This is a genomic window from Bradyrhizobium sp. RDI18 (assembly GCF_043203335.1).
Classification (GTDB): Bacteria; Pseudomonadota; Alphaproteobacteria; order Rhizobiales; family Xanthobacteraceae; genus Bradyrhizobium; species Bradyrhizobium retamae.
Genome location: NZ_JBICRN010000008.1, coordinates 4,232,028 through 4,255,531, shown reverse-complemented (window position 1 = coordinate 4,255,531; position 23,504 = coordinate 4,232,028). Strand labels below are relative to the sequence as shown.

Genomic DNA, 23,504 nt, shown 5'->3' with positions numbered 1-23,504 from the left:
TCTTCACCGGCCCTTGAAATTGGGCGGCCGCTTCTCGTTGAAGGCCAGCACGCCCTCGCGGCGATCTTCCGTCGGCACCATGCGGTTATAGGCCTCGATCTCGAGCGCGAGGCCGTCCCGCAGGGATAATTGCAGGCCCCGATGGATCGAGAGCTTTGCCTGCCGGACGGAGATCGGCGCGTTGCGGGCGATCCGCGAGGCCGTCGCCAGCGCCGACGGCAATAGTTCGGACAGCGGAAACACTTCGTTCACAAAACCCCAGTCCCGTGCTTCCGCCGAAGTAAACGGCTTGCCGGTCAGGATCAGCTCCTTGGCGCGGCGCTCGCCGACGGCGCGCGGCAGGGTCTGCGTGCCGCCGCCACCCGGCATGATGCCGAGTGTCACCTCGGTCAGCGCGAAGCGCGCGCTTTCGGCGGCGTAGAGGAAATCGCAACAGCCTGCGATCTCGCAACCGCCGCCATAGGCCGCGCCGTTGACGGCGCCGATGATCGGGACGGGGCAGTCGATCAGCGCCCGAACCATGCGCTCGAAAATGACATGCTGGCGCGTCCACGCCTCGTCCGTCATGCCGCGCCGTTCCTTCAGGTCGCCGCCGGCGCAGAACGCCTTGTCACCGGCGCCGGTCAGCACGATGCAGCGCAGGCTCCTGGAATCGAGCGCGACCTCCTCGAAATAGCGCATGAGGTCGCGACCCATCTGGGTATTGAGCGCGTTGGAAGCGTTCGGCCGATTGAGCCGGACGATAGTCACGTGCTCGTCCACCGGCTGAAGCGAAAGCGTCTCGAAAGCGGATGGGTCGGAACTCATATAGCCTCGCAGGAGAATCCGTTGCCGGCGCGCCGGATCTTCCCGACCGAAGGCGACGGGAAATGCGCGGTACAGCACAGCGTATCGGTGTCGCAGTAACGTTCCAGGAAACCGCGCCGCGTCTTCGCCGCTTGTGCCTGGTCGACATCGAATTTCATGGATAGTTCCGGATAGCGCGTTTGCAGCGGCGAATGTATCAGGTCACCCGAGAACACGGCGTCATCCTTGGCCCGACCGAAGGTGAAGGCGACATGGCCGGGCGTGTGGCCCGGCGTCGGCAGGATGCGGGTGTGATCGCCGATCGCAAAATCGCTGCGGACGATTTCGGCCTGTTTGGCCTCGACGACCGGCAGCACGCTATCGCCAAACGGCGGCACCGGCGTTTTCGCGTGCGTCTCGGTCCAGTAGTCGAATTCGGTCTTGTCGAACACGTAGCGCGCTTTCGGGAAGGTCGGCACCCAGCGGCCATTGTCGAGCCGCGTGTTCCAGCCGACATGGTCGACATGCAGATGCGTACACATGACGTAGTCGATGTCTTCGACGGAGAAGCCGGCCGCGGCGAGACCGCGCATATAGGTGTCGTCGGTCTTCATGTTCCATTTCGGACGCTGCGGCCGTGGCTTGTCGTTGCCGATGCAGCTATCAATCAAAATGGTGTGGTGTGGCGTCGTCACGACGTAAGACTGGAAACACAGGATCAGCACGTCCTTGTCGTCGAGCGCGCCGGCCTTTTGCATCCACGGGCGGTGTTCCGCCAGAATCTCCGGCGTCAGCCCCGGCAGCATCTCCAGCGCCGGCAGGAAGGTGGTTTCCTGCTCGATGATGCGGTGAATGGTGAGGTCGCCGACGGTGAGTTTGAGGCTCATGGTTTTCCTGCTGAATTGTCGCGCGTTGTCCCGGACGTAAGGAATAATGAAGTTGGCAGGTCGCCGAAATAACCGATCGCCCGAAAACGCGGCGTGACTGATTGCTCGATCCATTTGACCGAAACGATTTGCCGGTCGCCAGCAGTCAGCCAACCGTCGCCAGTCGCGGCTGGTCTGCAGGCGAGATTGCGCTGGCCGGCGGAGAATTCCTGTAGCTGGGCGGATGCGCCGGATGCGGCGAGCGCGAAAACGGCAGCGAAGCCGAGGTGCCGCAATTTTCTGCCAACCTCGCGCATGCTGCCGTCTCCGTCGTTTTTGGTTACGCCGGCGGCGGCACCGAGATGTTCACCGACGGCCGTTCCATCATCCTCTGATGGAAAGCGTCGAGCTTCGGATAGGCCTTGCGCCAGCCGCAATCGGCAAAGCGGAAGTCGGCATAGCCGAGCACGCAAACCAGGCCGATCTGCGCAATGTTGAACGGACCGGACAGTACGTCGGGCTTGTTCTCGAACCGCGCCATGCCGGCCCACGCGCGATTCCAATGGTCGTCATGCCAGGCGTCCCAGCGCAGCCCTTCCGGCCTCACCATCTTTTCGTAGCGGCACAGCAGCATGGAATCGAGCATGCCCTGCAGCAGGGAATGGTCGCTCTTCACCTTCCATCGCTCAAGCCCGGATGCGGGGATCAGCTTGCCGCCGCCAGCGAGCTCGTCGAGATATTCGACGATGACGTAGGAATCGAGGATCACGTCGCCATTGTCGAGGATCAGCACCGGCAGTTTCTTCAGCGGCGTGATCTTCGAATACTCTTCATTGGGTTGACCCGGAGCGACAGTGGCCGGGGTTAATTCGATTTTGTCGATCAGGCCGGTCTCGATCGCGGCAATCCGGACTTTTCGGGCGAACGGCGAGGCGGGAGAGAAGGTGAGTTTCATGAAAGAAGCCTCTTAAGGCTGAGCACATTGGGAACTGGACCCTCCGTCATTGCGAGCGAAGCGAAGCAATCCATTGCCTCCGAGCGTCTGGAAGGATGGATTGCTTCGTCGCTGTCGCTCCCTTGCACAAACGCTTTGCGTTTGTCGCAGGCAATGACGGCGGTTGGTACGTGTGCAGGCTCACGCCGCGATGATTTCCTGGCGCTGCTCGCCGAGCCCTTCGATGCCGAGGGTGACGACGTCGCCGACGTTGAGGAAGGTCGGCGGCTTCATGCCGAGGCCGACGCCGGGCGGGGTGCCGGTAGTGACGATATCGCCCGGCAACAGCGTCATGAACTGCGAGACGTAGGAAATGCACTTCGCCATCGAGAAGATCATGGTCGAGGTCGATCCGGTCTGGCAACGCTTGCCGTTGACATCGAGCCACATCGACAGCTTCTGCACGTCGGGGATTTCGTCCTTGGTGACCAGCCACGGGCCGAGCGGGCCGAACGTGTCGTGCGATTTGCCTTTGGTCCACTGACCGAGCCGCTCGATCTGGAAATTGCGCTCGGAGACGTCGTTGCAGACGCAGTAGCCGGCGATGTGGTCGAGCGCGTCGGCCTCCGAGACATATTTGGCGCGGGTGCCGATGATGGCGGCGATCTCGACTTCCCAGTCAAGCTTGGTGGACCCACGCGGCTTCTCGATTGCGTCGTTCGGGCCCGACAGCGAGGTGTTGGCCTTGATGAAGAAGATCGGCTCGGTCGGGATCGGCGATCCCGTCTCCTTGGCGTGGTCGCTGTAGTTCAGGCCGATCGCGACGAACTTCGAGATGCCGGTGACCGGCGCGCCCAGGCGCTGCTTGCCGTCGACGGCGGGAAGCTTGGAGGTATCCAGCGCCGCCAGCTTGGCCAGCGAGGCCGGCGCATAGGCATCCCCGTCGAGATCCCTGACGTGGGCGGAAAGATCGCGCAACTGGCCGGATTTATCGATCAGGCCGGGCTTTTCCGCACCCTTGGCACCGTAACGAACAAGCTTCATTTTATCGCTCCCTGCGGGGTTTTCTTGAGGATTTCGGGGGATTTCCGCAAACTTCAGACGCTTCTTGGAACAGCGGCGCAGGAAATTCAACTGCCGAAAGCGCAGGGTAGGGTGGGCAAAGGCGCCCTTGCGCCGTGCCCATCGTCTATCGCCAGCGGGAGTATCTGGTGGGCACGCGGAGCCTGTCATCACTCCGCGAGCGCCCTTGCGCTCGTCGCTGGGCGCGCATTCGCGCGACCCGCTGGCCTTGCCCACCCTATGGATTCAGCGCCACGAACCGGAAAGCGTCGCCATCGCGCTTGATGTTACCGGCATTGAAGTGCCCGCCAATCACGAGCGTCGGCGTGTCGGCGAAGCGCGAAAACAGTTCGCGGCGGGTTTCGGCCGCTTGCCGGGGATCGGAATCGGCGGTCGAGGACCAGTCGAGATGCGCCATCTGGCACGGATGATGGGCGATGTCCCCCGTCAGCAGGGCTTCCTCGCCGTCCGACTTGATGTGGACGCTCATATGGCCGGGACTGTGGCCGGGGGTCGGGATCAGCGTGATTTCATCCGTCAATCTGGCATCGCTGGCGACGAGCTCGGATTTGCCGGCGTCGGCGATCGGCTTCACGGAATCGTCGAACACGGCGAGCTTATCCGGCGCATCGCTGTGGTCGCGCCAGTGCTCATATTCGCCTCTGCCGAACACATATCGGGCATTGGCGAAGGTCGGCACCCATTTGCCGTCGATGAGTTTCGTGTTCCAGCCGACATGGTCGACATGCAGGTGCGTGCACAGCACGGTATCGATACTGTCGGGCGGGAAGCCCGCCGCTGTCAGCGTGTCGAGGAACGGGTGCTTTCGGTTGTTCCAGGTCGGCACATTGCGGCCCTGCTTGTCGTTGCCGAGGCCGGTATCGACGATGATCCGGCGCGAGGGAGTCTCGACCAGGAACGAATGGATCGACAATTTCAGCCGGCCTTCCTCGGTCGCAAATTGCGGGATCAGCCAAGGCAGTTTCTGGATTTCCTCGTTGGTCGCGAGCGGAAGAATGAAACGGGTGCTGCCGACAGTCTCCATTTCGACAACTCTCGTGATCCTGACCCTGCCCACGTTCCAGCGCATCCGGCGCGTCCTCTCGTTTCTGGTTGTTCGGGCGAGGATGCGGGTTTCCATCTGCCGGTGCAATGGATCATCCGACAGCGTTCGGCGTTATCGCATAGCCCGTATGAGGAACATGCGATGCCAGAACTCACGATTTCGCCCGAAAAAATCGGCTATCTGATAGAGAAAGCCCGGCAGTTCGACGTCAAGGAAGGGGCATCCGATCCGGATTCAGGGTCGAATGCGGGCGATGACGACATGATCGACGTGCTGCAGGACAACGGAAAAGATCCGGTCGTCCGCGAGATCACCGGCCTCATCAACTCGCTTTCCGAGGACGAGGGGTCGCTCTCGTCGCCCTGATGCGGCTGGGGCGCGGCGACGCCACCATCGAGGAATGGGAGGATCTACGTGCGGAAGCGGCTGGCCAGCGAGACCGCGACACCGCGCGCTATCTTCTCGGCGAGCCGATGCTTGGAGATTTGCTGGCGCAGGGGCTCGACGAGTTCGGCCTTACCTGGAATGAAGAGCGAACGACGGCCGATTCCTCTAGCGTCAGCGCGCGGGAAGAAGACGAGCGCAATCCACGATAACGGTGCCCAGCTTGTCGCCTTTCTCCACTGCAAGGTGCGCCAGTGCTGTGTCCGAGAGTGCAAACTGCGCGGCGACGTTGTGGATGCGCCGGCCTGCCGACAGCCATTTCGTGATGTCGGCTTGCGCGGCCGCCAGCAGCGGCGGCGGCAGCGCAAACAGCACGAGCGCGCGGACCGCGATGCATTTCTCCATCAATTCGCGCATTGGTACGACCGGCGTGCGGTTGCCGTTGGTGGCATAGACCGCAATCGTCGAATTCACGCCCATCAGTTTCAGCGTGGTCGCAAGATTGCCGCCGAAATCGACATCGATGACGCGGTCGACGCCGCGCTGCCCAGTGAAGGCCATCGCCTTCGCAACAACGTCATCCGTCTTGTAGTTGACGACGAGGTCGGCGCCGGCGAGACGTGCCTGCTCGGCCTTGGCTGCCGAACTAACGGTCGCGATCACCTTGGCACCACCCCATTTGGCGAGCTGCACGGCATAGTGGCCAACCGCGCCGGCACCGCCGGTGACGAGCACGGTCTGCCCCACGATCGGACCGTCGCAATAGAGACAGCACCATGCCGTCATGCCGGGAATGCCCAGCGTGGCGCCTTCGGCAAACGACAGATTGTCCGGCAGCGGTGTCACCAGATGTTCGGCGAGCGCAATATATTCAGCCGCGGTGCCGAACGCGCGGCCATTGCGCTGGCCGTTGAACAGCCAGACCCGCTGGCCGATCTTGAGCCGCGTGACGCCGTCGCCGACCTGATCGATGATGCCGGCGCCATCGCTGTTGGGAATGACGCGCGGATATTCCATCGGCCGGCCGCCGCGGCGGCCGACATCGGCGGGATTGACGCCGGACGCCTCCAGCCGCACCCGGACTTCGCCCGGGCCGGCCACCGGCGTCGGCATCTCGCCATAGGCCAGCACTTCCTGTGCTGGCCCGGTTCGCTCGTACCAGACTGCCTTCATAACGTGCCGGGGAAAGCGCCGCCGTCGAGCAGGATGTTCTGGCCGGTGATGAAGCCGGCCTTGGCGCCGCACAGGAAGGCGCAGGCGTAGCCGAACTCGTCCGGATCGCCGAACCGCCCGGCTGGATTTTGCTTGGCGCGCTCGGCAAACACTTGGTCCGGCGGGATGCCGCGCTTCTCGGCTTCTGCTTTCCCCACACCGCGCAGGCGGTCGGTGTCGAACGGACCCGGCAGCAGCGCATTGATGGTGACGTTGCTGATCACGGTCTTGCGCGACAGTCCAGCGATGAAGCCGGTGAGTCCGGCGCGCGCGCCGTTGGAAAGCCCCAATATGTCGATCGGCGCCTTCACCGCGGCCGAGGTGATATTGACGATGCGGCCAAATTTCCGTGCCATCATGCCGTCCACCGTCGCCTTGATCAGTTCGATCGGCGTCAGCATGTTGGCGTCGATCGCCTTGATCCAGTCGTCGCGGGTCCAGTTGCGGAAATCGCCGGGCGGCGGGCCGCCGGCATTGTTGATCAGGATGTCCGGTTCGGGACAGGCCTTCAGCACGGCTTCGCGGCCGGCGGGCGTCGTGATGTCGCCGACAATCTCGGTTACCGTGACGCCGGGATTGGCGTTGCGGATGTCGTCGGCCGCCTTTTTCAGCGCCTCCGCGCCGCGCGCGGTCAGCGTGACATGCACGCCCTCATTGGCCAGCGCCATGGCGCAGGCGCGGCCCAAGCCCTTGCTCGATGCGCAGACGATGGCACGGCGGCCTTTGATCCCAAGATCCACTTTTTCTCTCCCGTTGCGTCAGGTGATGTTGTTGTAGTCCGATGCGGCCACTCTAGCCAAGTCGCGCGCCGCTGATAAGCCGCCGAGCCTGCTGATATTGCATATTGCGATCCCGGAAATCGGCTGTATCCGAGCATGTCCTGCCCTCTCCACGTCATTGCGAGCGAAGCGAAGCAATCCACCTCACGGCTTCGTCGCTGGCGCTCCTCGCAATGACGGGGTCTTCAACCCGCCCGCATCCCCGCTCTTATCATGTCGGCGGCCTTTTCCCCGATCATGATCGTCGGTGCATTGGTGTTGCCGCCGATCAGGGTCGGCATGATCGACGCATCGACCACGCGCAATCCGCTGACGCCGTACACTTTCAGCTTCGGATCGACCACGGCCATGGGATCGTTGACGCCCATCTTGGCAGTGCCGACCGGGTGATAGACGGTGTCGACGCGGGCGCGCAACACGTCGCGGATGTCGTCGTCGCTATGCACGCCTTCCGTGAACATCTCCTTCTTCTGCAACGCGCGCAGCGCCGGCGTCTCCATCAGCCGGCGCGTGGTCTTGAAGCCGGCGACCATGGCTTCCAGGTCGTCCGCGTCACCGAAGAAATTCGGATCGATCAGCGGCGGCGCAAATGGATCGGCGCCGAGCAGCGAAACGCTGCCGCGGCTCTTCGGCCGCAGCAGGCAGACATGGCAGGAGAAGCCGGTGCCGCGATGGCGCTTGCGGCCGTGATCGTCGGCCATCGCCATGCCGAAATGAAGCTGGATGTCCGGGATGTCGAGATCGGGTCGGGTTTTCAGGAAGCCGCCGCATTCGGCGAAATTCGACGTCATCGGCCCTGTGCGTTCGCGGCGATACTGTCGGATGGCCCGCAGCAGTCGCGGCAGCGCTTTAAGTGAAATGCCGTTAAAGTGGGGATTGTCAGACATGTAGCCGAACACGAAATCCGGGTGGTCCTGCAGGTTTTGTCCGACGCCGGGCAGGTGGTGCACGGTGGCGACGCCGTGCTTTGCAAGCTCGATACTGTCGCCAATGCCCGACAGCATCAGGAGATGCGGGGTCTGGAACGCGCCGGCGGAGAGGATCACCTCGCGCCGGGCGCGGATTTGCTTCAGCTCCTTGCCCTGCCGGTATTCGACGCCGACCGCGCGCTTGCCTTCGAAGAGTAGGCGGGTGGCGTGGGCATGGGTCTCGACACGCAGATTGGCGCGGCGTCCCATGTGCGGGTGGATATAGGCGCGCGCGGCGCTGCAGCGCTCGCCGTTCCTCTGCGTCAGTTGATAGATGCCGAGGCCTTCGTGTTCGTCGGCGTTGAAATCCTCGCGCAGGCGAAACTGCGCTTCCTGCGCCGCCTGCAGAAAAATCTGCTGCACCGGATTGCCGGTGCGCGACTTGTTGACCGCGAGGGGGCCGCCCTTGCCGTGGTACTCGCCGTCAAAATCGGCATTGTCTTCGGCGCGCTTGAAGTAAGGCAGCACGTCGGCGAACGACCAGCCGGTATTGCCGAGCGAGGCCCATTGATCATAGTCGGCGCGGTGGCCGCGGATATAGACCATCGCGTTGATCGCTGACGATCCGCCGAGCCCCTTGCCGCGCGGCTGATAGCCGATGCGACCGTTGAGGCCCTTCTGCGGCACGGTGCTGAAGGCCCAGTTGTTGACGTTGCCTGCGACCATCAGCACGAGTGCGAACGGCGTCGTGACCACCCAATTGTCATTCCTGCCGCCGGCATCGAGTAGCGCCACCGACGTCTTCGAATCGTCCGACAGCCGGCCGGCCACCGTGCAGCCACCGGAGCCGCCACCCACCACCACGAAATCGAAGATATCGGTCACGCCCATGCCCCCTCCCGGATTATTGTTCTGGCGACCTGATGGGCCGCGGCTTGGGCGCAAAACTCCGCTTTTGCGGCGTTTATGGCAAGAGCGGTTCCAAAGGCCGGTTTTGGCGCTCCAACCCCTCGTTTTTGCTGTCATAAAATCTGCAAAAGCCCCTTCTTGCCCCTTTCCAAAGCGGGGTGACGTTGATACATACCCCTCGCACCCGATGGCCTTGCCCGGGTCGCCTTCTCAGGAAGCCTCCGGACGGGATCGATCGGCGCAACCACGCGTTGGCCGGCTTTCACGTCGGGTCCGGTTTCTCGAAGGCAGTGCAACGGTTTAACGCGGGGTGGAGCAGCCCGGTAGCTCGTCAGGCTCATAACCTGAAGGTCGCAAGTTCAAATCTTGCCCCCGCAACCAACGATACCGACACTCCCGTAGCTGACGCTGCGGGAGTTTTCGTTTTGGTGGACTTTCCACTGTCCTGACGGACCATCCAGCCCAAGATCGTGCCCAACTCGCCGTACAGCGTCGCGTGCATTTCGCCGCTATGGGGCCCAGGGCGCAGAACGATCTGCGATAGGTGATGCGGAAGCTGTTGCCCCCGCAGGACACAAATGCCGGCATTGGCGATCCGTGCCGCCACATCGGATTCGTGCGCTTGATGAATCGGGGGTCCGACGATCCGCTGGACGACTGGATGGTTGCCGGTCCTGCGGCTGATCTCACTCCCTCCGGCAGACCGGGTCATGATTGGTGCTGGTGAGGAACTCGCCTGGCCGCACCTGCGGGACCATTTCCCGCGGTCGGACGTTAGTGTCTTGAGAGAACGGCCACTGGCAAAGCCGTTTCGCGGGGCGATGCACCACCAATTGGAGACGATCATGCCAGAGCGAAAAACAGTGCAGAAGGCCAGACGGGACAAACGCGCGGGCAAATCGCCAACCACCCAGGCGGGCGAGTTTGTGCATGAGGAGATCTCGCAAAGTCCGCCGCGGCCAACATGGAGCGAGATCGCCACAGCAGGCGATTGCAATTGGCCTGTCCAAGGCGAGGCGTGCGGGCGTTCCGCTCCGTCCGCCGGCAAAGGGCAAGGCCAAGGCAAGGACCCGCAAAAGCGCCGAGTACGCCTATGAGGCAGGCCAGGGCAAGCGAAAGCCCCGACGCCGGCCGCGCGTTTCACGTGCTGTATCGCAGACCCTCAAGCGTGAACCACGCGGCACGGCGTCGCGTGCGGCACTGTCGAAACAAGCACGAAGCGCCGCCTCGCGTCGCTCCGCCGCGGCCCGCTCAGCGGCGGCTCGGAAGGCCGTAAAGACCAAAGGCCCGGCGCAGCGCTCTGCGGTAGCCAAAAAGGCAGCCCGGACCAGAACACGTCGTCGGCGATAGCCTTGCGCCGCAGATCAATTTTACAGCTAGCACAATGGCGAGAAGAACACGGTTACGGAAAAGCAAAGTCGTCAGGACCCGCCTCCCGAGGCAGTCTCAGAACGCGCAAAGGAATTACGAGCGCTACGTAGAGTTGGCCCGCGCTGAAGCGCTGAAGGGAGATCTGATCGCAGCGGAAAATTATCTTCAGCACGCCGAACATTATTTGCGGTCGATGCACGAAGAGGCGCACGGAGGGCGGCTCTCGCCGCAGCCGGCAATTTTGCCCAAGCAGCGGCTGGGACACACCGGATGATGGAGCAATCCTTCTACCATCGCGAAACCTGAGGACGGGCGTGTTCTGCTCTCGGCGGGACCGCTCCACGGGCCTTAGCGCTCGGAACTAATGCGGGCCGCGCGGAGTTCTTCATTTTGAGCGGCCGCTTTACACGAACGAACTCGCAAGCCCTTCGCCCCACAAGGGCAGCTCATCATGAGGAGGCTGGCCGTGATTCGAGATATTGTCGTCAACTTGGCGACCGGTAACTCTCGCGATCCTGCAGCAGCGTACGCGATATCCGTCGCCAGGATGTTCGACGCCCAGATTACAGGGATCGCAATGTGTCACTCCCCAGCGATTGTGGCCGGCGGCATGGAGGCTGTTCCGGCAGACCTAATCGATTCCCTGCGCGAAGAGAGCGCCAGGGCGGCAAACGGGGCCATCGAAAGATTCAAACAGGCAGCGGCGCAGGCTCATCTTCCTGCCGAGGCGCAGATGGTCGAGACCAGCATTGAAGGAATCCCAAGGACGTTTGGCCGTATTGCTCGGACGTTCGATCTTGCCATCGTTGCGCAGACCGAGCCCGGAGTGACGACCTCAACGGGTCTTGCCGCCGAAGCAGCGATGTTCGAATCCGGACGGCCTATCGTCGTCGTACCCAGTATCCAAAAGGACGGCATCAAGCTCGGCTGCATTCTGGTCTGCTGGGACGGAAGCCGCACTGCCGCGCGGGCGCTCGCGGACTCAATGCCGTTATTGGAGCGCGCGAAGTCGATCGAGGTGATCAACGTAGGCAATAGGCGTCGGGAAGCCGAAGAATCCCTGGCGGCCGTTGGCAGACACTTGGCGCGCCACGACTTGAAAACCAGCACCAAAGCGCTCACCGCCGATGGGGCCGATGTCACAAACGTAATCCTGTCGCACGCGGCAGATCTATCGGCCGACCTTATCGTAATGGGCGGCTTCGGCCATTCGCGGCTGCGCGAGTTCTTCCTCGGGGGCGTGACGCGCGGCATTCTCGACACGATGACCGTTCCGGTACTGATGTCGCATTAAAGGCCGATGCTAGAGCTCCACCATGCTTTGGCGAGTGTAGACGCCGATGGCCGAGACAAGCACTATCAACAAGCGACTCGATCAGCGCCGGGTAGCGCCCGAGGGTCTCTTCCGGCAACCGCGGCTATACTTGGTTGGCGAGGCACCTGGCGCCGAAGAAGCTGAGCAGGGCAGGCCTTTTGTCGGGCCGTCCGGCTGCGCGTTGCGCCAACTGCTCGACCAGGCTCGGGTCGACCTTAGACAACTGCGTTTGGCCAACGCGATTCCATTTCGGCCTATAGAACGCACGAAAAAATCCAAGCTGCGCAATCGCGCTCCAACTATCGAGGAAATCAATCATTACGGCGCCGCGGTACTGACGGACATCCGGCGCTCCAATCCGCGCGTAGTCGTTGCGCTCGGCAGCACGGCGGCTCGCCTATTCAGGGCGTCGCGTTCGATCCGAGCGTCGCGCAAGGCAAAGCTCCAATTTGATGGCCGTCCCCTGCAAGTCACTTTTCACCCGGCCTACGTCCGCCGCTTCGGCGGGTCGAGCGGCGACGCTTGGCGTGAGATGGTCGCTGATCTGCGCCGAGCCTGGAAAGTATCGGCAATGTACTCAAATGGCGCTCGAAGCAGGCAGCATTCTCCCGATGGTTAAAGGCTGTTCAGCGGGTTGTGTCATGCTTGCCGCGGGTCCTCAGCGCTCGTAGCTCGCCGGGTCTGGGTTGTCCGACGGATGCGCGAATGCCTTGCGCAAGACCGCCGACATCGGAGTCTTGAAATTGAGGCTGTTGGGTGGCACCGGCGATTCGAACCACTTCCTGTAGATCGATTCGATCTCCGGGCTTCTGTATAGATCCGCGGTCGCTCGGTCGGCCACGGTCTTGAACGGTGCATCGTCCTTGCGCAGCATGATCCCGTAAGGTTCGGCCCTGGACAGGGCCTCCTCGCTGATCATGTAGGCGGACGGATCCTTTGATCGCGCGATCGCGACGGCGAGTTGCACGTCATCGAGGACGTAGGCGGCGGCGCGTCCCGTCTCCAGCATGAGAAAAGCCTCCGCCTGATCTTTGGCGGCCAGCACTGCGATGCCGAGATTTCGCGTGCTATTGACCTGGTTAAGCTGCACCATGTTGGTCGAGCCGGATATGGCAACAACGGGCTTGCCTTTCAGATGGTCGATCGTCGCGATGTTGTCGGACTTTCTCGCGGCAAAACGCGTTGCCGACAGGAAATGCGAATTTGTGAACGTCACCTGGCGCTGCCGCTCCGCGTTGTTGGTGGTGGAAGAGCAGACAAGGTCGACTGTCCCATTCATCATGAGCGGAATGCGATTGGATGACGTGACGGCAAGCGTTTCGACGGCAACAGTCGAGACGTTGAGTTCGCGTTTGACCGCGTCGACGATCCTCATGCAGATGTCGACGGCATATCCAATCGCCTTTTGATCGCCGTCCAGATAGCTGAATGGCACCGAAGCTTCCTGAATGCCGAGGATGATCCTGTTCGTCTCCTTGATCTTCTGGAGCGTTCCGGTCAGTTCGCTTGCATTTGCAGGCACGGCTATCAGGGCAGCCGCAATCATCGCCGCAGACAGGCGCATCGTCTTCGCTCCATGGACATCGGCAGTTCTTGTCAGGACCCCAGTCTTAGCCGACATTGTTCTCGTGAGGTATCAAAGGTTGCTTCTAGCAGCTATCACCCAATTTTATCGGCGAGCCGCATGTCGTCCGGTCGCGCTCAACGCGGACGCCTATTGGCGGCTCCATGAGTAGCCGCGCAGCGCTTGCACGTTCGAAATGGAAATGGTGAACCGCAGCGCTTGACGGGCAAGCCTACGTGAAGTTCCGCGCGTCGGAACTTGGCGTGCGATCATTCAGCGCGTGAAGCACGCGAAAAAAAGCGAGGGCCGCTCCGTACAAATCCGAAGTCATCTTAAGCTGAATGTTAATCCCTCGCGCTATCCGTCGCACAGGGCGGGGTGCGCGGGTGGCGAGTATTTTCGAAGTTCAGGGTTTTGGCGCATTGTCCGAATGGAACGGACAGTTCTCAAGCGTCTCGGCCAGGCAGGCATTTCAAAAGATCGCGTCGCTCGGATCGAATTCGATCGAGCCCACGGCGCGGATATGGACACAGACCGGAACGTCCAACGCGGTCTTTGCCGAACCTGCCAAGACCGAAAGCGACGCCAGCCTCTTGTCAGGCTTTCGCGCCGCGCATGATGCCGGCCTGTCGGTGCTGTTCAAGGCCGCGCTCTCGACGTTGAACGGAACCAGGGTATCCAGCCTGGCACCGGCGGATGTCGCGGGCTTTTTCGCGTCCTACAAGGCCGAGATCGTGCACCTCGCTACCATCGCGCAGGCCGGTGGCGTGGAGATGTTCGCGATCGGCAACGAGATGAGCAGCCTATCCGGCGAGCCGTATCGCGGCTACTGGATCGATCTCATTGCGGCCGTCCGCGCGGTCTATCACGGCGAACTGACCTACGCAGCGGCGACCGACGAGGCCTCGCATGTCAGCTTCTGGGATCAGCTCGACACCATCGGCGTCAACACCTATCCGCCATTGACGGTCAGCAATGCGCCAACCGTGCGGGACCTGGTCGACGCGTGGACTGCCGTTCCGGTCAATCCCTATTACGCGGCAGCGTTCGACTACAAATCACCGGTCGATTTTCTCCACTCGCTCGCGACCAAATACGACAAGCCGCTGCTGATGACCGAGGTCGGCTATCGCAGCATCGATGGTACCGCGATCTCTCCGGGATCGTGGACGAGCAATGGTACGGTTGATTTGCTGGAGCAGGCGGACGCCTTCAGTGCCTTCTTCCAGGTCTGGACCGCCCATGGCGGCAGTTGGTTCAAGGGCGTCGAGCTCTGGCAATGGGACCTCAATAATCAATTTTCGGGCACGGGCTATTCCGTCATGGGAAAGCCGGCCGAAGCGATCGTCTCGCAGTATTTTCATGGCGACGGGGCCGTGCCCGATCTTGCGATAAGGGGATCGGCCGTCGCCGACCTGATCGACCTCGGCCGCGGGGATGACACGATCAATGCCGGGCTGGGCGATGACATCATCCATGGCGGTGCCGGTGCGGATGTCATTGTCGGCGGGCCCGCAAGCAGCGGCAAACTGGCGGTAACAACGATTACCCTCGTGGGCTATGGCTCCGCGGTTGGCGGCGTTGGCGCGCAGGCCCAAATCAAGTTGAACGGCGAGCCGGTATCCGGATTAATGGAATTCAAGCCGGCCGCGGATCCATCTGAATACCAGACCTTCACGATTAGCTTCGTCGATTTCGGCCCGATCGCCTCCATCGACATCAACCTGGCAAACGCCACACCGGGACGGGCGCTGCATATCAAGGATTTGCTGATCAACGGCGTCGCGCTGGCGCCGGCCGACGCCGCCAATGCAAGCTCGCCCGGCACGTTCGATCTCTACGTCCACAATATCCATGTCGACATGACCAACCACCAGGATTGGCTTTCCGGCGCGGCGACGGACAGCGACGTGATTGATGGCGGCGCGGGTAACGATCTCATCACGGCCGGTGCTGGCAATGACATCATCGAGGGTGGAGAGGGCGTCGATACGGCGAATTTTTCCGGCAACGAGCGCGACTACGACATCTCGATTGTCGACGGCCAACTGGTGGTGGACGACCGAGTCGCGGGCCGCGACGGCACCGACCATCTCACAGGTCTCGAATTCCTGCAGTTCGCCGACGGCGTCGTCGACGCCAGCGGGCTGCTCGCCAGTCTGGCGCAGAGCTCCGGCAGCACGCTGAAAATGCCGGCGACCGATGGCAACTCCGCCTCTCCGCCACCGGTCGATGGCGATGATACGGTCGAATGTATCAGCCCTCACGCGGAGGGACGCCTCCTTGGGTTCTTGAGGCCGTTTTTCGATTGGACCTGCGATCGGTTCACCTTTGACAATCACGACGGCTTACCTATCGGGAACACCGGTGAGGCTCGAGTCACATTGACCTCGAGGGCTGTGAGCGACGTCCTGAACAGCGCAAGCCGCGATCCGTTCATTTTCAACGAGATGGTCAGACCTGATGTGGCAAGGGATGTAGCAAGGGATTTCAAGGCAGGGGAGGCAATCGGGGACCGCGTGATCCAGATTGATCCCGGTCATGATGTCGCGCTCAGCGGCGGTACGCACCTGATATGGGACCACCTGCTCTTCACCTGATCGGGCAGATGCCGGGGTTCGTCGGCTGAGGCCAATCTCGCCAACCAGGCGACGCGAAACGAGCCGGCTGCAAGGCTTTCGACGAATCCTAAAATTTGTTCGAAACAGCGGGCGGGTTTGTGCGTTGCGTTCTCGCAAGCCCTCACGGTGGCATCTGGCTGCAGCTTCCTGCGACATCCAATTGCAACCATCCGAATTGTTCCCGGTCCCGCATTGTTGCGCTGTCATTGCATTCGAAATAGCATCGATTGCGAGCGGGGCAGGGCAGAAGAAATCACATATGAGGTCCTTCTTTGCAGCTTTCTGCCGTCGATCATTCGGTAGCGAATACGGAACCCGCGCACTGGAAAAAGCGTCTTCGCTGTCCTCGCTGCTCGTCGCCGCTGCGGAACGTGTGGTCACAGCCAACCTGCTCGAACCGTGCCTGCGATTATAGCAGAGCCGGGTTTCCGATGATCGGCGCGCAGCCGGTGCTGATCGATTTCGCAGCCAGCATTTTTGAACGCAGGATGTACGAGGCCGAGAATGGCTCGGCGCTGCAGCGGGACGTCGGTCGCCGTTCCCTTGGATCGCGGCTGCATCGCCTTACCTTTGGAGGCAATCCGGTTGCGGTCGCCAACAGCGCAACGTTCATCGAGCTGTTGAAGCGGGAGTCGAGGCGGCCGGTTGTACTCGTTGTCGGAGGCGGGACGGTCGGTTTGGGCGCTGACGAACTCTACCGGGACGATTCCATCGAGCTTGTCGGCACCGACGTCTACGCGTCGCCGCACACGGTACTGGTGGCTGACGCCCACAGCCTTCCCTTCGAAGACGGCGTGTTCGACGGCGTCTGGGTGCAGGCGGTGCTGGAACATGTGCTGGAGCCCGCGACGGTCGTTGCCGAGCTGCATCGGGTGCTGCGGCTGGAAGGCCTGGTCTATGCGGAGACGCCATTCATGCAGCAGGTGCACGAGCGGGCCTATGACTTCTCGCGTTTCACGCAGAGCGGTCACCGCTGGCTGTTCAGGCGATTTTCCGAGATCAACGCCGGACCGGTCGGCGGCGCCGGTGTGGCGCTTGAATGGTCAATTCGCTATTTCGCGCGAGCGCTCGGCGCGGGCAACAAGCTGTCACGCCTGATCGTGCTGCCGTTCTTCTGGATCAGATATCTCGATGCGTTCGGTCGCGGACGGGCCGCAGCAGACGCCGCCAGCGGCTTCTTCTTTCTGGGGCGCAGAGCCGAACAGGCGATGGATCCGCATGACATGCCGGACTACTACAACCGCCAGAAGTGAGTTTCGACCGATGGCGCGCGACTCTAGGAGACGCCTTTAGGAAACGCCTTTAATCTTCTTGCATGGCGTGGACGAGGTCGATGACATCCGTGCGACGTCGGTAACGGAGCGGATCGAAAGCTTTTCCTTGCCGGTGATGAAGCGGAGCACGCCGCGAGGATACGCTTCGCAGAACTGAGCCAGCGTGGCTGCCGTCGCTGAAACGCTGTCCTGTTTGGGGACCACGGCGATGCCGCCATCGCGCAGGATATACGCATCCTTCACGTTGGGCATGGTTGATGCCGCGACGCAGATCTTGAACAGGTCGTTATAGGCCTGCGGCGTCAGGGACAGGTCCCCGCCGGGCGTTCCCAGGAGATACTCGCGGCTCTTGCGGCAGTTCTCGTTGTCCGCCCGCGCTGCACCGCTTGCGAGCGTCAGCAGCATCGCGGTCGCGACCAGCAGCTTCATGCCGTTATTCCGATGGCGCGGTCTGCAGATGCCGGCTTGCCGGTGTAGGGCAGGCCATAGGTTGTCGCCGCGCATCGTTCCCATGAAAGGGCGCGGGCATGGGAGGATGCGCCTGCCGCGAGAATGGCGCGCAGATTCCGATCGGCGGCCAGCTCTGCAATCGCCTGCGATATGCTCTCGGTCGACGGCGGCACGAGAATTCCAGTCTCGTCGGCGAGCACGGCGTCAGGCACGCCGCCGACCTCGGTCGCGACGCTTGGCAGGCCGGCGGCCCCGGCCTCGAGATAGACCAATCCAAATCCCTCCACCCGGCCGGTCGTGTCGGAGAGACCCGTCAGGCAAAAGAAATCCGAGGCCGCATAGAGATCGCGGATGTCTTCGTTCGATTGCGGGCCGAGGAAACGAATGTCGCAGGCCGCCGCTTCGGCGTCGCGCCGCAGAGCATCGACATAATCGGCTTCGCCGTCCGGGCCGATCACGAGCCACGTGATGCGATGGCGCAGCTCGTCCGGAAGCTGCGATAGCGCGGCAAGCGTCAGATGATGTCCCTTGCGGCGCGTGATGCGCGCGACCGTGATCATCACCAGCCGGTCTTCCGGCAGACGATGGGCCAGGCGATCTCCCGGCGCGTCCGTCGTCCGCCGAACCAGAACTCCGATACGCCGAGACTGATCGCGCTGATCTGGCGCGGGTCGACGGCAAACCGCTCGCGGAACAGCGTCTCGGTAAAACCGCTGTTGGCGATGATCTCCGTCCGCGGTCCGAACACGCCGGCGCCGCGGATCGCCATGCGCTTCAGCGGCGTCTGCGTTTCGTTGATCTCGGTACCATGCACCGTCATCAATACCCGCGCCTGCGTTCGCCATCTCGAAAGCGCAACCGGAATGAAGAACGGCCAATCGGCGGCATGGACCACGTCATATCGGTCGCCGCGGACGCCGCGGCGTGCCAGCATGATCTTGCGCGGCATGTCGCGCATGGAGTGGAGGCCGCCGCTGTAGCGGACGACCTCGAAGGGCAGGGACCGGTCGTCGTCCGCAGTCTGCCGTGCGTAGTCCGGCGCCACCACGGTGACCTTGGCGCCGAGCCGGCTCGCCGCCGCCGCAATTTCGCGCGCGTAAGTCCCAATTCCTCCCATCGCGGGGGCGAACTCGCTGGTCAACAGAAGGATGTTCAACCCGGCGCCCTCAGTAAGTCGGCGCCGCGGCGGCAAGTCCGCGGGCATCCTGAATTTCCTGATGATAGCGGAAGACTCGCGCAAGCTGTGTGCCCGGAGTGAACGCCCGAATGGAGTCGGCGATTTGTACCGGGTTCATCGTGCCCGCGTCGATGGCATTCCGGACGTCGACGAACCGCTGCGCGAGCGCATCGGCCATGTCGTCGCGGCTGTCGCTTCGCGCCACCAGATAGCCGCTGACGCCGGAATGGATCACGGGTTCGAGCTGCGGCAGGTGCATGGCGACAACCGGCCGGCCGACCGCAAGGGTCTCGAGCACGCAGCGCGGCATGCCTTCGAATTCTGATGTCAGGATGCCGGCATGCGCACTTGCCAGCGTCTCCGCCATGCCGGCGGCGTCTTTGAAGCCGTGGCGGACGGTGATGTCTTCGATCGCGGCGAACTCTTCGAACCGGTGCGGGTCGCTGGTGCCGATATAGTGAAACCGTACGTCGCCGTTCGATCGCCGCCGTAGGCGGTCGATCGTGCGAAACATCAGCGGTGGATCCTTGAATTCATCGAGCCGGCCGGCGAACACGATCTGGAACGGCGACGAATTCAGCGGCCAGAGTTGCGGCTTGAAGATATCCGTGTTGACCCATGTCCAGAGCGTATCGATCTTGTCCTTGCGGCGCGGATAGGTCCGCTGCAACCGCTCGGTGATGAACGGATTGACGCAGAGAAATTTCTCGCTCATGGCGACGGCAAACCGCTCGCCGGTATTGTGGACGAAGGCGTATTTCCGCAGCAGCGGATCCATTTGCAGCTTCGGCGCGCCCTCGCCGTGAAGCATCTGCACGAACGGCAGCCGCAGGATCGCCGGCAACCAGGAAAATTCCACCCGCCGCAGATCGACCGAGCACCGCCTGGCGCGGATCAGCCTTGCGATCGGGCCGAAGTGGCGGAGCAGTGCCATGAAGAATTGCCCGGTCAGCGAGGTGCGGACGCTGCGGGCCGCTTCGCGCGCCTGCTGGTCCGAATAGTGCAGGATCGGCAGGAAGTCGAAGCCGCGGCCTCGGAACGTCATCCGGTGAAGCTTGCCGAGCTCCAGCTCGCCCGTCGAGTCGACGCCGATGAAGAGGATGTCGGTGTCGGTCGGATGGAATGTAATGAAGTCACGAATGTATGTTTCGAGGCCGCCCACCTTTTGGCCGCGCGGGTCGAACGGGTGGATCAGGCAGATCTGGTAACGTGGCTTGATCCGGTTGGCGTTTCGCGCCCGTAGCGCCAGGGTCAATGTTGAAGTCATGCCGCTTTCCTCATGCGTGCCTGGACGATTTGCGGAATGGTTCGCGCAACGAGGCGCGGAACGACCGTCATGCATTTTATATAGCGGGGGCCGAGCCGGCGCGGCTCGCGCAGCATGCGCCACGCCCATTCCAGCCCGGTTTTGCGCGCGATGGACGGTGCGCGGTCTTGCGTGCCGGCGATGAAATCGAGTGCGGCTCCGATGCACAACACGCCGGTTCCGTTCAGCTCGTCGAGGCATCGCGCCGCGAACAGCTCCTGCCGTGGCGCACCCAGCGCGACGAAGCAAATTCTGGCGCCCGAGGCTCGGATGCGTTCGATCGCAGCATCGGCTTCGCTGGAATAGGGATCAAAACCTGCTCCCGGCGCAAAGCATCCCGCGATTTGCAATCCCTTGAATCGTTCCGACAACCGCCGTGCCGTTGTCTTGAGCGTGAGATCGTTCGCCCCTAACAGAAAGACTGAGAGTCCTTTCTTGCGGGCTTCCGCGCAAACAGGCTCGACGAGATCGGCGCCGGTCGTGCGTTCGATTGGCACGCCCATGAGGCGGCTCAGCACGACAATGGGGAACCCGTCGGCGGTGACAAATCGGGCACGACGATAGGCCGCGCGAAAATTGGCGTGGTGTTGAAGCTGGACGACGTGGTCGAGATTGAGCGTGCAGACGCTGAAGTTGTCGCCATGTTGCGCGGCCGACACGATCGAAGACACGGCTTCCGGAAGCGAGGGGACATTGATCGTTATCCCATCGACAGTGAGGCCCGGCTGCAACTGCGCTGGTGGTTCCAACATATCGACTCCTGTTGATGATGTAATCGAGAGACGCACTCGTGGGGACGATCGACAGACGCGTGCTTCGCGGCGGGAACTGCGTGCCGAAAATTTTCTCGACGGACATTCGTCACGAAATCGAACTAATGCGACGCAACGATGGCGATGCCGCGTTGCGAAGGACGAGACATCGCGACGAATCATTCACATGATGGAGATCAGCTATGCAGCAGTGGTCGAGGCGAGATGCGCTTGCTCTCATCGCAGGAGCAAGCGTTGCTTCGTGCGGGAAGGAAGCATTCGCCGCGCGGCCTGCGCAGAGTCTCGGCGTCATCGCGGCTCGTAACGGAATCGTGTTCGGTGCGGCTGCTGGTCCGGTGATCGACAAGGATCTTGCGTATCGCGAGCTGTATCAGACGCAGGTGCGCATCGTTACGACGGACATTGCAATGAAAATGGGAACCATCGCGCCGCAACCGGGGCCGAAGCGATTCGAGAGTGCAGATCGTCTGCTGCAATTTTGTGCGAGTCACAACATTCCGATGCGCGGTCACTGCCTGATCTGGAACGAATGGGTTCCGCAATGGATCAAGAGCATGAGTGGTGCCGAACGTGAGAGGTTCTTCGATTCCTATATCGACGAAGTGGCTGCCCGCTATGTAGGCAAATTGCATTCATGGGATGTTGTCAACGAGCCGTTCTGGCCTGGGCACAAGGCGCCCGGCGGCTATCGGCTCGGTCCGTGGTACGACACATTCGGCACCGGCTATGTGCGCCGTGCCTTCGAGCGCGTAGCGAGGATCGACCGAAAGACAAAGCTGGTTCTCAACGAGGCGCAGAGCGAACGCGACGACGACGTCGGCCTCGCGGTTCGTCGCGGCCTGCTGCAGCTTGTCGACGAACTGAAGCATGCCGGCGTGCCGCTGCATGCCGTTGGATTGCAGAGTCACCTGCAGCCTCGCTACCCGCACGATCCCGGACGCTTTGCCGAATTCCTTCACGCGCTCGCCGGACGTGGCGTCGATATCTATCTGACCGAGTTCGACGTGCGCGACGACACGTTTCCGGACGACATCGCAGCGCGCGATGCCATGATCGCCGAGACGGCGGAGAAGTTCCTGACCAACGCGCTTCGGGTGCCGGCCGTCAAAATGGTGATCGCGTGGGAACTTGCCGATAACTACTCGTTCTATACCGACGCGGCGAAGAAGAAGGATCCGCTCGCGCGTCGGCTGCCTCGGCCGCTTCCGTTCGATTCGTCGATGCAGAAGAAGCCGCTTTGGTTCGCGATGGCGCGCGCGTTCGAGAATGCCAGAAAGTCGTAGGCGCCGATCGTCGAAATGCGCTCACGCCCCTGAATGCTGCGGGCGCGGCCGAAGCATCCTCACCAGCGACGGTGCATAGAGCAGGGCAAGCGCTGCGAAATAGGTGGCCGCGCCTGCCGCAATGTGGGCCGCCAGAATCGGGGTCGTCCGGGCCTCCGGAAATATCCGCAGCACGGCCGCCATGGCGATGGTGGCCAATGCGATGCGCACGAGATGGCCGACCGGAAGGCGCAGGCCAAATCGTGTAAATCCGATTGAAAAACTCACGGTGGCGGCGGCCAGTGCCGCCAGCACCGTGGCGCCGGCGACGCCGGGCAGTCCCCATCGCGGCAGGAACAAGACGCTCAACACCACGGTCATCGACGCGTCGATTGCGGCAATGGCCATCATCCAGCGCGTGCGGTTTTGCAGGAGAAAGACCTGGTCGCCGAAATGGGCGCGCAGGTTGCGGATTGCGCCGGCGAGCGTGGAAAGCGGCAGGATGGCGAGCGTCACCGCTTGGAACGGCGCGGCGATCAGGAGATGCACGATCTCGTTCCTCAGTATGATGATGCCGGCGAGGCTTGGCGCCAGGATTGCCACAAGGAGAGCGCTGTTGTTGGCGAGCTGGCGCATTCCGGCCTGGTCGCCGTGTTGCTCCATGCTTTTCACCGCCAGCGGGAACGCCGCCGCCGTCACCAGCATGGCCGCGACCGCCGCGGCCCGCTGGCCGAGGCCGTAGCCGACGGCGAACAGACCGGCGGCGGCCACTCCGGACATTTCGTTGACGATGAAGCGCGATGCATTGAGGCCGACCCAGCCGAGCGCGCCGCCGATGATCAGCGGAATGCCGTAGCGCAGGGCGTGGACCACGATCTCCCGGTCGATCGGCCACAAGCGGTGACCCCAGCCGATCCAGGGCAGGACGATGAGCGCAGCCGTCAGTTGCGCGGCCGCGTAACCCGCAAGTGGCGAATCCGGGGATTGGCCAAGCAGCTTGATCAACACCAGGCCCACGACAAATCCGACGGATGGTCCGAACACCTGCTGGATCGTGTAGACGCGTATTTGCTGCCGCGCGCGGGCGCGTTCACCGATATAGAGGTTGAGCGAGCGGGTTATCACATAGGCGATGGCGGCCAGCAGAAGGCCGGTTCCGGCTCCGGGCGCGATGACCAGATGCAGAATTCCGACGACGGCCGCGCTTTGCAACGCGAGGGACGCCAGCAAGACCGCGTTTTCGGTGCGATAGAAGCGTGGCGCGTCGTTGACGTCCTGGTACCGTCCGAGGAAACGCAACGCAAACTGCGACCACCAGGCGAGAAAGCCGATCTGCAGCAATTCGTGCGTGGCCGTAATCAGCGTGATGACGCCGAGCGTGTGCTCGTCGACGACATGCGTCCATACGATCATCGCCAGAAGCTGGAACAGCGGTCCGACGAATTGCGCGGGCAGATAGAGCAAAGTGTGCTTCAGGAGCATCGC

General features: G+C 62.4%; 22 protein-coding genes, 1 tRNA gene and 1 pseudogene. 8 read left to right on the top strand and 16 right to left on the bottom strand.

Annotated elements, in window-relative coordinates:
- Positions 1-3: 3 nt before the first annotated feature.
- From ACFXS9_RS29590 to ACFXS9_RS29565, 6 genes are all read right to left on the bottom strand, one after another.
- The gene (locus tag ACFXS9_RS29590; RefSeq protein ID WP_392694974.1) at positions 4-807 is read right to left on the bottom strand and encodes an enoyl-CoA hydratase/isomerase family protein; all 804 of its coding nucleotides are present in this window, start codon (positions 805-807) and stop codon (positions 4-6) included.
- On the bottom strand, positions 804-1,673 hold the full coding sequence (locus tag ACFXS9_RS29585) for an MBL fold metallo-hydrolase (protein WP_392694971.1): 870 nt from the start codon (positions 1,671-1,673) through the stop codon (positions 804-806). Before ACFXS9_RS29585 ends, ACFXS9_RS29590 begins: the two co-directional genes overlap by 4 nt.
- Positions 1,670-1,969, bottom strand: coding sequence for a hypothetical protein (locus ACFXS9_RS29580; protein ID WP_392694968.1), 300 nt, complete (start codon positions 1,967-1,969; stop codon positions 1,670-1,672). The genes ACFXS9_RS29585 and ACFXS9_RS29580 overlap by 4 nt, the downstream gene beginning before the upstream one ends.
- Before the next feature lie 23 nt (positions 1,970-1,992).
- On the bottom strand, positions 1,993-2,607 hold the full coding sequence (locus tag ACFXS9_RS29575) for a glutathione S-transferase family protein (protein WP_392694966.1): 615 nt from the start codon (positions 2,605-2,607) through the stop codon (positions 1,993-1,995).
- A 180-nt stretch (positions 2,608-2,787) separates the two neighbouring features.
- Positions 2,788-3,630 carry a fumarylacetoacetate hydrolase family protein gene (locus tag ACFXS9_RS29570; RefSeq protein WP_392694963.1) on the bottom strand — a complete coding sequence of 281 codons (843 nt, stop codon included), beginning with the start codon at positions 3,628-3,630 and terminating at the stop codon, positions 2,788-2,790.
- A gap of 256 nt (positions 3,631-3,886) precedes the next feature.
- Positions 3,887-4,738: an MBL fold metallo-hydrolase gene (locus tag ACFXS9_RS29565; RefSeq protein ID WP_392694961.1), complete on the bottom strand. Its 852-nt coding sequence runs from the start codon at positions 4,736-4,738 to the stop codon at positions 3,887-3,889.
- A gap of 117 nt (positions 4,739-4,855) precedes the next feature.
- Here ACFXS9_RS29565 and ACFXS9_RS29560 point away from each other — a divergent pair.
- Positions 4,856-5,310: pseudogene (locus ACFXS9_RS29560) on the top strand (DUF3775 domain-containing protein).
- On the opposite strand, the gene ACFXS9_RS29555 reads toward ACFXS9_RS29560, so the two are convergent.
- The 3 genes from ACFXS9_RS29555 to ACFXS9_RS29545 all read right to left on the bottom strand — a co-directional run bounded on the left by ACFXS9_RS29555 (position 5,273) and on the right by ACFXS9_RS29545 (position 8,882).
- On the bottom strand, positions 5,273-6,271 hold the full coding sequence (locus tag ACFXS9_RS29555) for an NADPH:quinone reductase (protein WP_392694958.1): 999 nt from the start codon (positions 6,269-6,271) through the stop codon (positions 5,273-5,275). The pseudogene ACFXS9_RS29560 and the gene ACFXS9_RS29555 overlap by 38 nt on opposite strands.
- Positions 6,268-7,050, bottom strand: a complete 783-nt coding sequence (locus ACFXS9_RS29550; RefSeq protein ID WP_392694956.1) for an SDR family oxidoreductase — start codon at positions 7,048-7,050, stop codon at positions 6,268-6,270. The genes ACFXS9_RS29555 and ACFXS9_RS29550 overlap by 4 nt, the downstream gene beginning before the upstream one ends.
- 224 nt (positions 7,051-7,274) lie before the next feature.
- Complete coding sequence (locus ACFXS9_RS29545) at positions 7,275-8,882, bottom strand: GMC family oxidoreductase (protein WP_392700084.1); 1,608 nt, start codon at positions 8,880-8,882, stop codon at positions 7,275-7,277.
- Positions 8,883-9,210: 328 nt separating this feature from the next.
- On the opposite strand from ACFXS9_RS29545, the gene ACFXS9_RS29540 reads away from it, so the two are divergent.
- From ACFXS9_RS29540 to ACFXS9_RS29525, 4 genes are all read left to right on the top strand, one after another.
- Positions 9,211-9,287 (top strand) — tRNA-Met (locus ACFXS9_RS29540).
- A gap of 1,003 nt (positions 9,288-10,290) precedes the next feature.
- The gene (locus tag ACFXS9_RS29535) at positions 10,291-10,551 is read left to right on the top strand and encodes a DUF4167 domain-containing protein (protein ID WP_392694954.1); all 261 of its coding nucleotides are present in this window, start codon (positions 10,291-10,293) and stop codon (positions 10,549-10,551) included.
- A gap of 177 nt (positions 10,552-10,728) precedes the next feature.
- A complete protein-coding gene (locus ACFXS9_RS29530; protein ID WP_392694952.1) occupies positions 10,729-11,571 on the top strand; it encodes a universal stress protein in 843 nt (280 codons plus the stop codon).
- A gap of 46 nt (positions 11,572-11,617) precedes the next feature.
- On the top strand, positions 11,618-12,211 hold the full coding sequence (locus ACFXS9_RS29525; RefSeq protein WP_392694950.1) for a uracil-DNA glycosylase family protein: 594 nt from the start codon (positions 11,618-11,620) through the stop codon (positions 12,209-12,211).
- 39 nt (positions 12,212-12,250) lie between these two features.
- Here ACFXS9_RS29525 and ACFXS9_RS29520 read toward each other — a convergent pair whose 3' ends face one another.
- Positions 12,251-13,156 (bottom strand): amino acid ABC transporter substrate-binding protein, encoded by a 906-nt coding sequence (locus ACFXS9_RS29520; protein ID WP_392694948.1) that lies wholly within the window; start codon positions 13,154-13,156, stop codon positions 12,251-12,253.
- Between the two features lie 386 nt (positions 13,157-13,542).
- Here ACFXS9_RS29520 and ACFXS9_RS29515 point away from each other — a divergent pair, with 386 nt between their 5' ends.
- Positions 13,543-15,756, top strand: a complete 2,214-nt coding sequence (locus ACFXS9_RS29515; RefSeq protein WP_392694946.1) for a glycoside hydrolase family 113 — start codon at positions 13,543-13,545, stop codon at positions 15,754-15,756.
- Between the two features lie 452 nt (positions 15,757-16,208).
- A complete protein-coding gene (locus ACFXS9_RS29510; RefSeq protein ID WP_392694944.1) occupies positions 16,209-17,030 on the top strand; it encodes a class I SAM-dependent methyltransferase in 822 nt (273 codons plus the stop codon).
- Positions 17,031-17,066: 36 nt separating this feature from the next.
- On the opposite strand, the gene ACFXS9_RS29505 is transcribed toward ACFXS9_RS29510, so the two are convergent.
- Genes ACFXS9_RS29505 through ACFXS9_RS29485 form a run of 5 tightly spaced genes read right to left on the bottom strand, consistent with a single transcriptional unit; the run spans position 17,067 to position 20,736 of the window.
- Positions 17,067-17,480, bottom strand: a complete 414-nt coding sequence (locus tag ACFXS9_RS29505; protein WP_392694941.1) for a hypothetical protein — start codon at positions 17,478-17,480, stop codon at positions 17,067-17,069.
- Complete coding sequence (locus ACFXS9_RS29500) at positions 17,477-18,061, bottom strand: glycosyltransferase family 4 protein (protein WP_392700082.1); 585 nt, start codon at positions 18,059-18,061, stop codon at positions 17,477-17,479. The genes ACFXS9_RS29505 and ACFXS9_RS29500 overlap by 4 nt, the downstream gene beginning before the upstream one ends.
- On the bottom strand, positions 18,061-18,657 hold the full coding sequence (locus tag ACFXS9_RS29495) for a glycosyltransferase family 4 protein (RefSeq protein ID WP_392694938.1): 597 nt from the start codon (positions 18,655-18,657) through the stop codon (positions 18,061-18,063). Before ACFXS9_RS29495 ends, ACFXS9_RS29500 begins: the two co-directional genes overlap by 1 nt.
- A gap of 10 nt (positions 18,658-18,667) precedes the next feature.
- Complete coding sequence (locus ACFXS9_RS29490; RefSeq protein WP_392694935.1) at positions 18,668-19,945, bottom strand: glycosyltransferase; 1,278 nt, start codon at positions 19,943-19,945, stop codon at positions 18,668-18,670.
- Positions 19,942-20,736: a WecB/TagA/CpsF family glycosyltransferase gene (locus ACFXS9_RS29485; RefSeq protein ID WP_392694933.1), complete on the bottom strand. Its 795-nt coding sequence runs from the start codon at positions 20,734-20,736 to the stop codon at positions 19,942-19,944. The genes ACFXS9_RS29490 and ACFXS9_RS29485 overlap by 4 nt, the downstream gene beginning before the upstream one ends.
- A gap of 203 nt (positions 20,737-20,939) precedes the next feature.
- Here ACFXS9_RS29485 and ACFXS9_RS29480 point away from each other — a divergent pair, with 203 nt between their 5' ends.
- Positions 20,940-22,040 carry an endo-1,4-beta-xylanase gene (locus ACFXS9_RS29480; protein WP_392694930.1) on the top strand — a complete coding sequence of 367 codons (1,101 nt, stop codon included), beginning with the start codon at positions 20,940-20,942 and terminating at the stop codon, positions 22,038-22,040.
- 21 nt (positions 22,041-22,061) lie between these two features.
- On the opposite strand, the gene ACFXS9_RS29475 is transcribed toward ACFXS9_RS29480, so the two are convergent.
- On the bottom strand, positions 22,062-23,501 hold the full coding sequence (locus ACFXS9_RS29475; protein ID WP_392694927.1) for a lipopolysaccharide biosynthesis protein: 1,440 nt from the start codon (positions 23,499-23,501) through the stop codon (positions 22,062-22,064).
- Positions 23,502-23,504 lie beyond the last annotated feature (3 nt).

Coding starts and splice junctions, on each gene's coding strand:
- ACFXS9_RS29590 (WP_392694974.1), bottom strand. CDS start 807: ATGAGTTCCGACCCATCCGCTTTCGAGACGCTTTCGCTTCAGCCGGTG.
- ACFXS9_RS29585 (WP_392694971.1), bottom strand. CDS start 1,673: ATGAGCCTCAAACTCACCGTCGGCGACCTCACCATTCACCGCATCATC.
- ACFXS9_RS29580 (WP_392694968.1), bottom strand. CDS start 1,969: ATGCGCGAGGTTGGCAGAAAATTGCGGCACCTCGGCTTCGCTGCCGTT.
- ACFXS9_RS29575 (WP_392694966.1), bottom strand. CDS start 2,607: ATGAAACTCACCTTCTCTCCCGCCTCGCCGTTCGCCCGAAAAGTCCGG.
- ACFXS9_RS29570 (WP_392694963.1), bottom strand. CDS start 3,630: ATGAAGCTTGTTCGTTACGGTGCCAAGGGTGCGGAAAAGCCCGGCCTG.
- ACFXS9_RS29565 (WP_392694961.1), bottom strand. CDS start 4,738: ATGCGCTGGAACGTGGGCAGGGTCAGGATCACGAGAGTTGTCGAAATG.
- ACFXS9_RS29555 (WP_392694958.1), bottom strand. CDS start 6,271: ATGAAGGCAGTCTGGTACGAGCGAACCGGGCCAGCACAGGAAGTGCTG.
- ACFXS9_RS29535 (WP_392694954.1), top strand. CDS start 10,291: ATGGCGAGAAGAACACGGTTACGGAAAAGCAAAGTCGTCAGGACCCGC.
- ACFXS9_RS29530 (WP_392694952.1), top strand. CDS start 10,729: ATGAGGAGGCTGGCCGTGATTCGAGATATTGTCGTCAACTTGGCGACC.
- ACFXS9_RS29525 (WP_392694950.1), top strand. CDS start 11,618: ATGGCCGAGACAAGCACTATCAACAAGCGACTCGATCAGCGCCGGGTA.
- ACFXS9_RS29520 (WP_392694948.1), bottom strand. CDS start 13,156: ATGCGCCTGTCTGCGGCGATGATTGCGGCTGCCCTGATAGCCGTGCCT.
- ACFXS9_RS29510 (WP_392694944.1), top strand. CDS start 16,209: ATGATCGGCGCGCAGCCGGTGCTGATCGATTTCGCAGCCAGCATTTTT.
- ACFXS9_RS29505 (WP_392694941.1), bottom strand. CDS start 17,480: ATGAAGCTGCTGGTCGCGACCGCGATGCTGCTGACGCTCGCAAGCGGT.
- ACFXS9_RS29500 (WP_392700082.1), bottom strand. CDS start 18,061: ATGATCACGGTCGCGCGCATCACGCGCCGCAAGGGACATCATCTGACG.
- ACFXS9_RS29490 (WP_392694935.1), bottom strand. CDS start 19,945: ATGACTTCAACATTGACCCTGGCGCTACGGGCGCGAAACGCCAACCGG.
- ACFXS9_RS29485 (WP_392694933.1), bottom strand. CDS start 20,736: ATGTTGGAACCACCAGCGCAGTTGCAGCCGGGCCTCACTGTCGATGGG.
- ACFXS9_RS29480 (WP_392694930.1), top strand. CDS start 20,940: ATGCAGCAGTGGTCGAGGCGAGATGCGCTTGCTCTCATCGCAGGAGCA.
- ACFXS9_RS29475 (WP_392694927.1), bottom strand. CDS start 23,501: ATGCTCCTGAAGCACACTTTGCTCTATCTGCCCGCGCAATTCGTCGGA.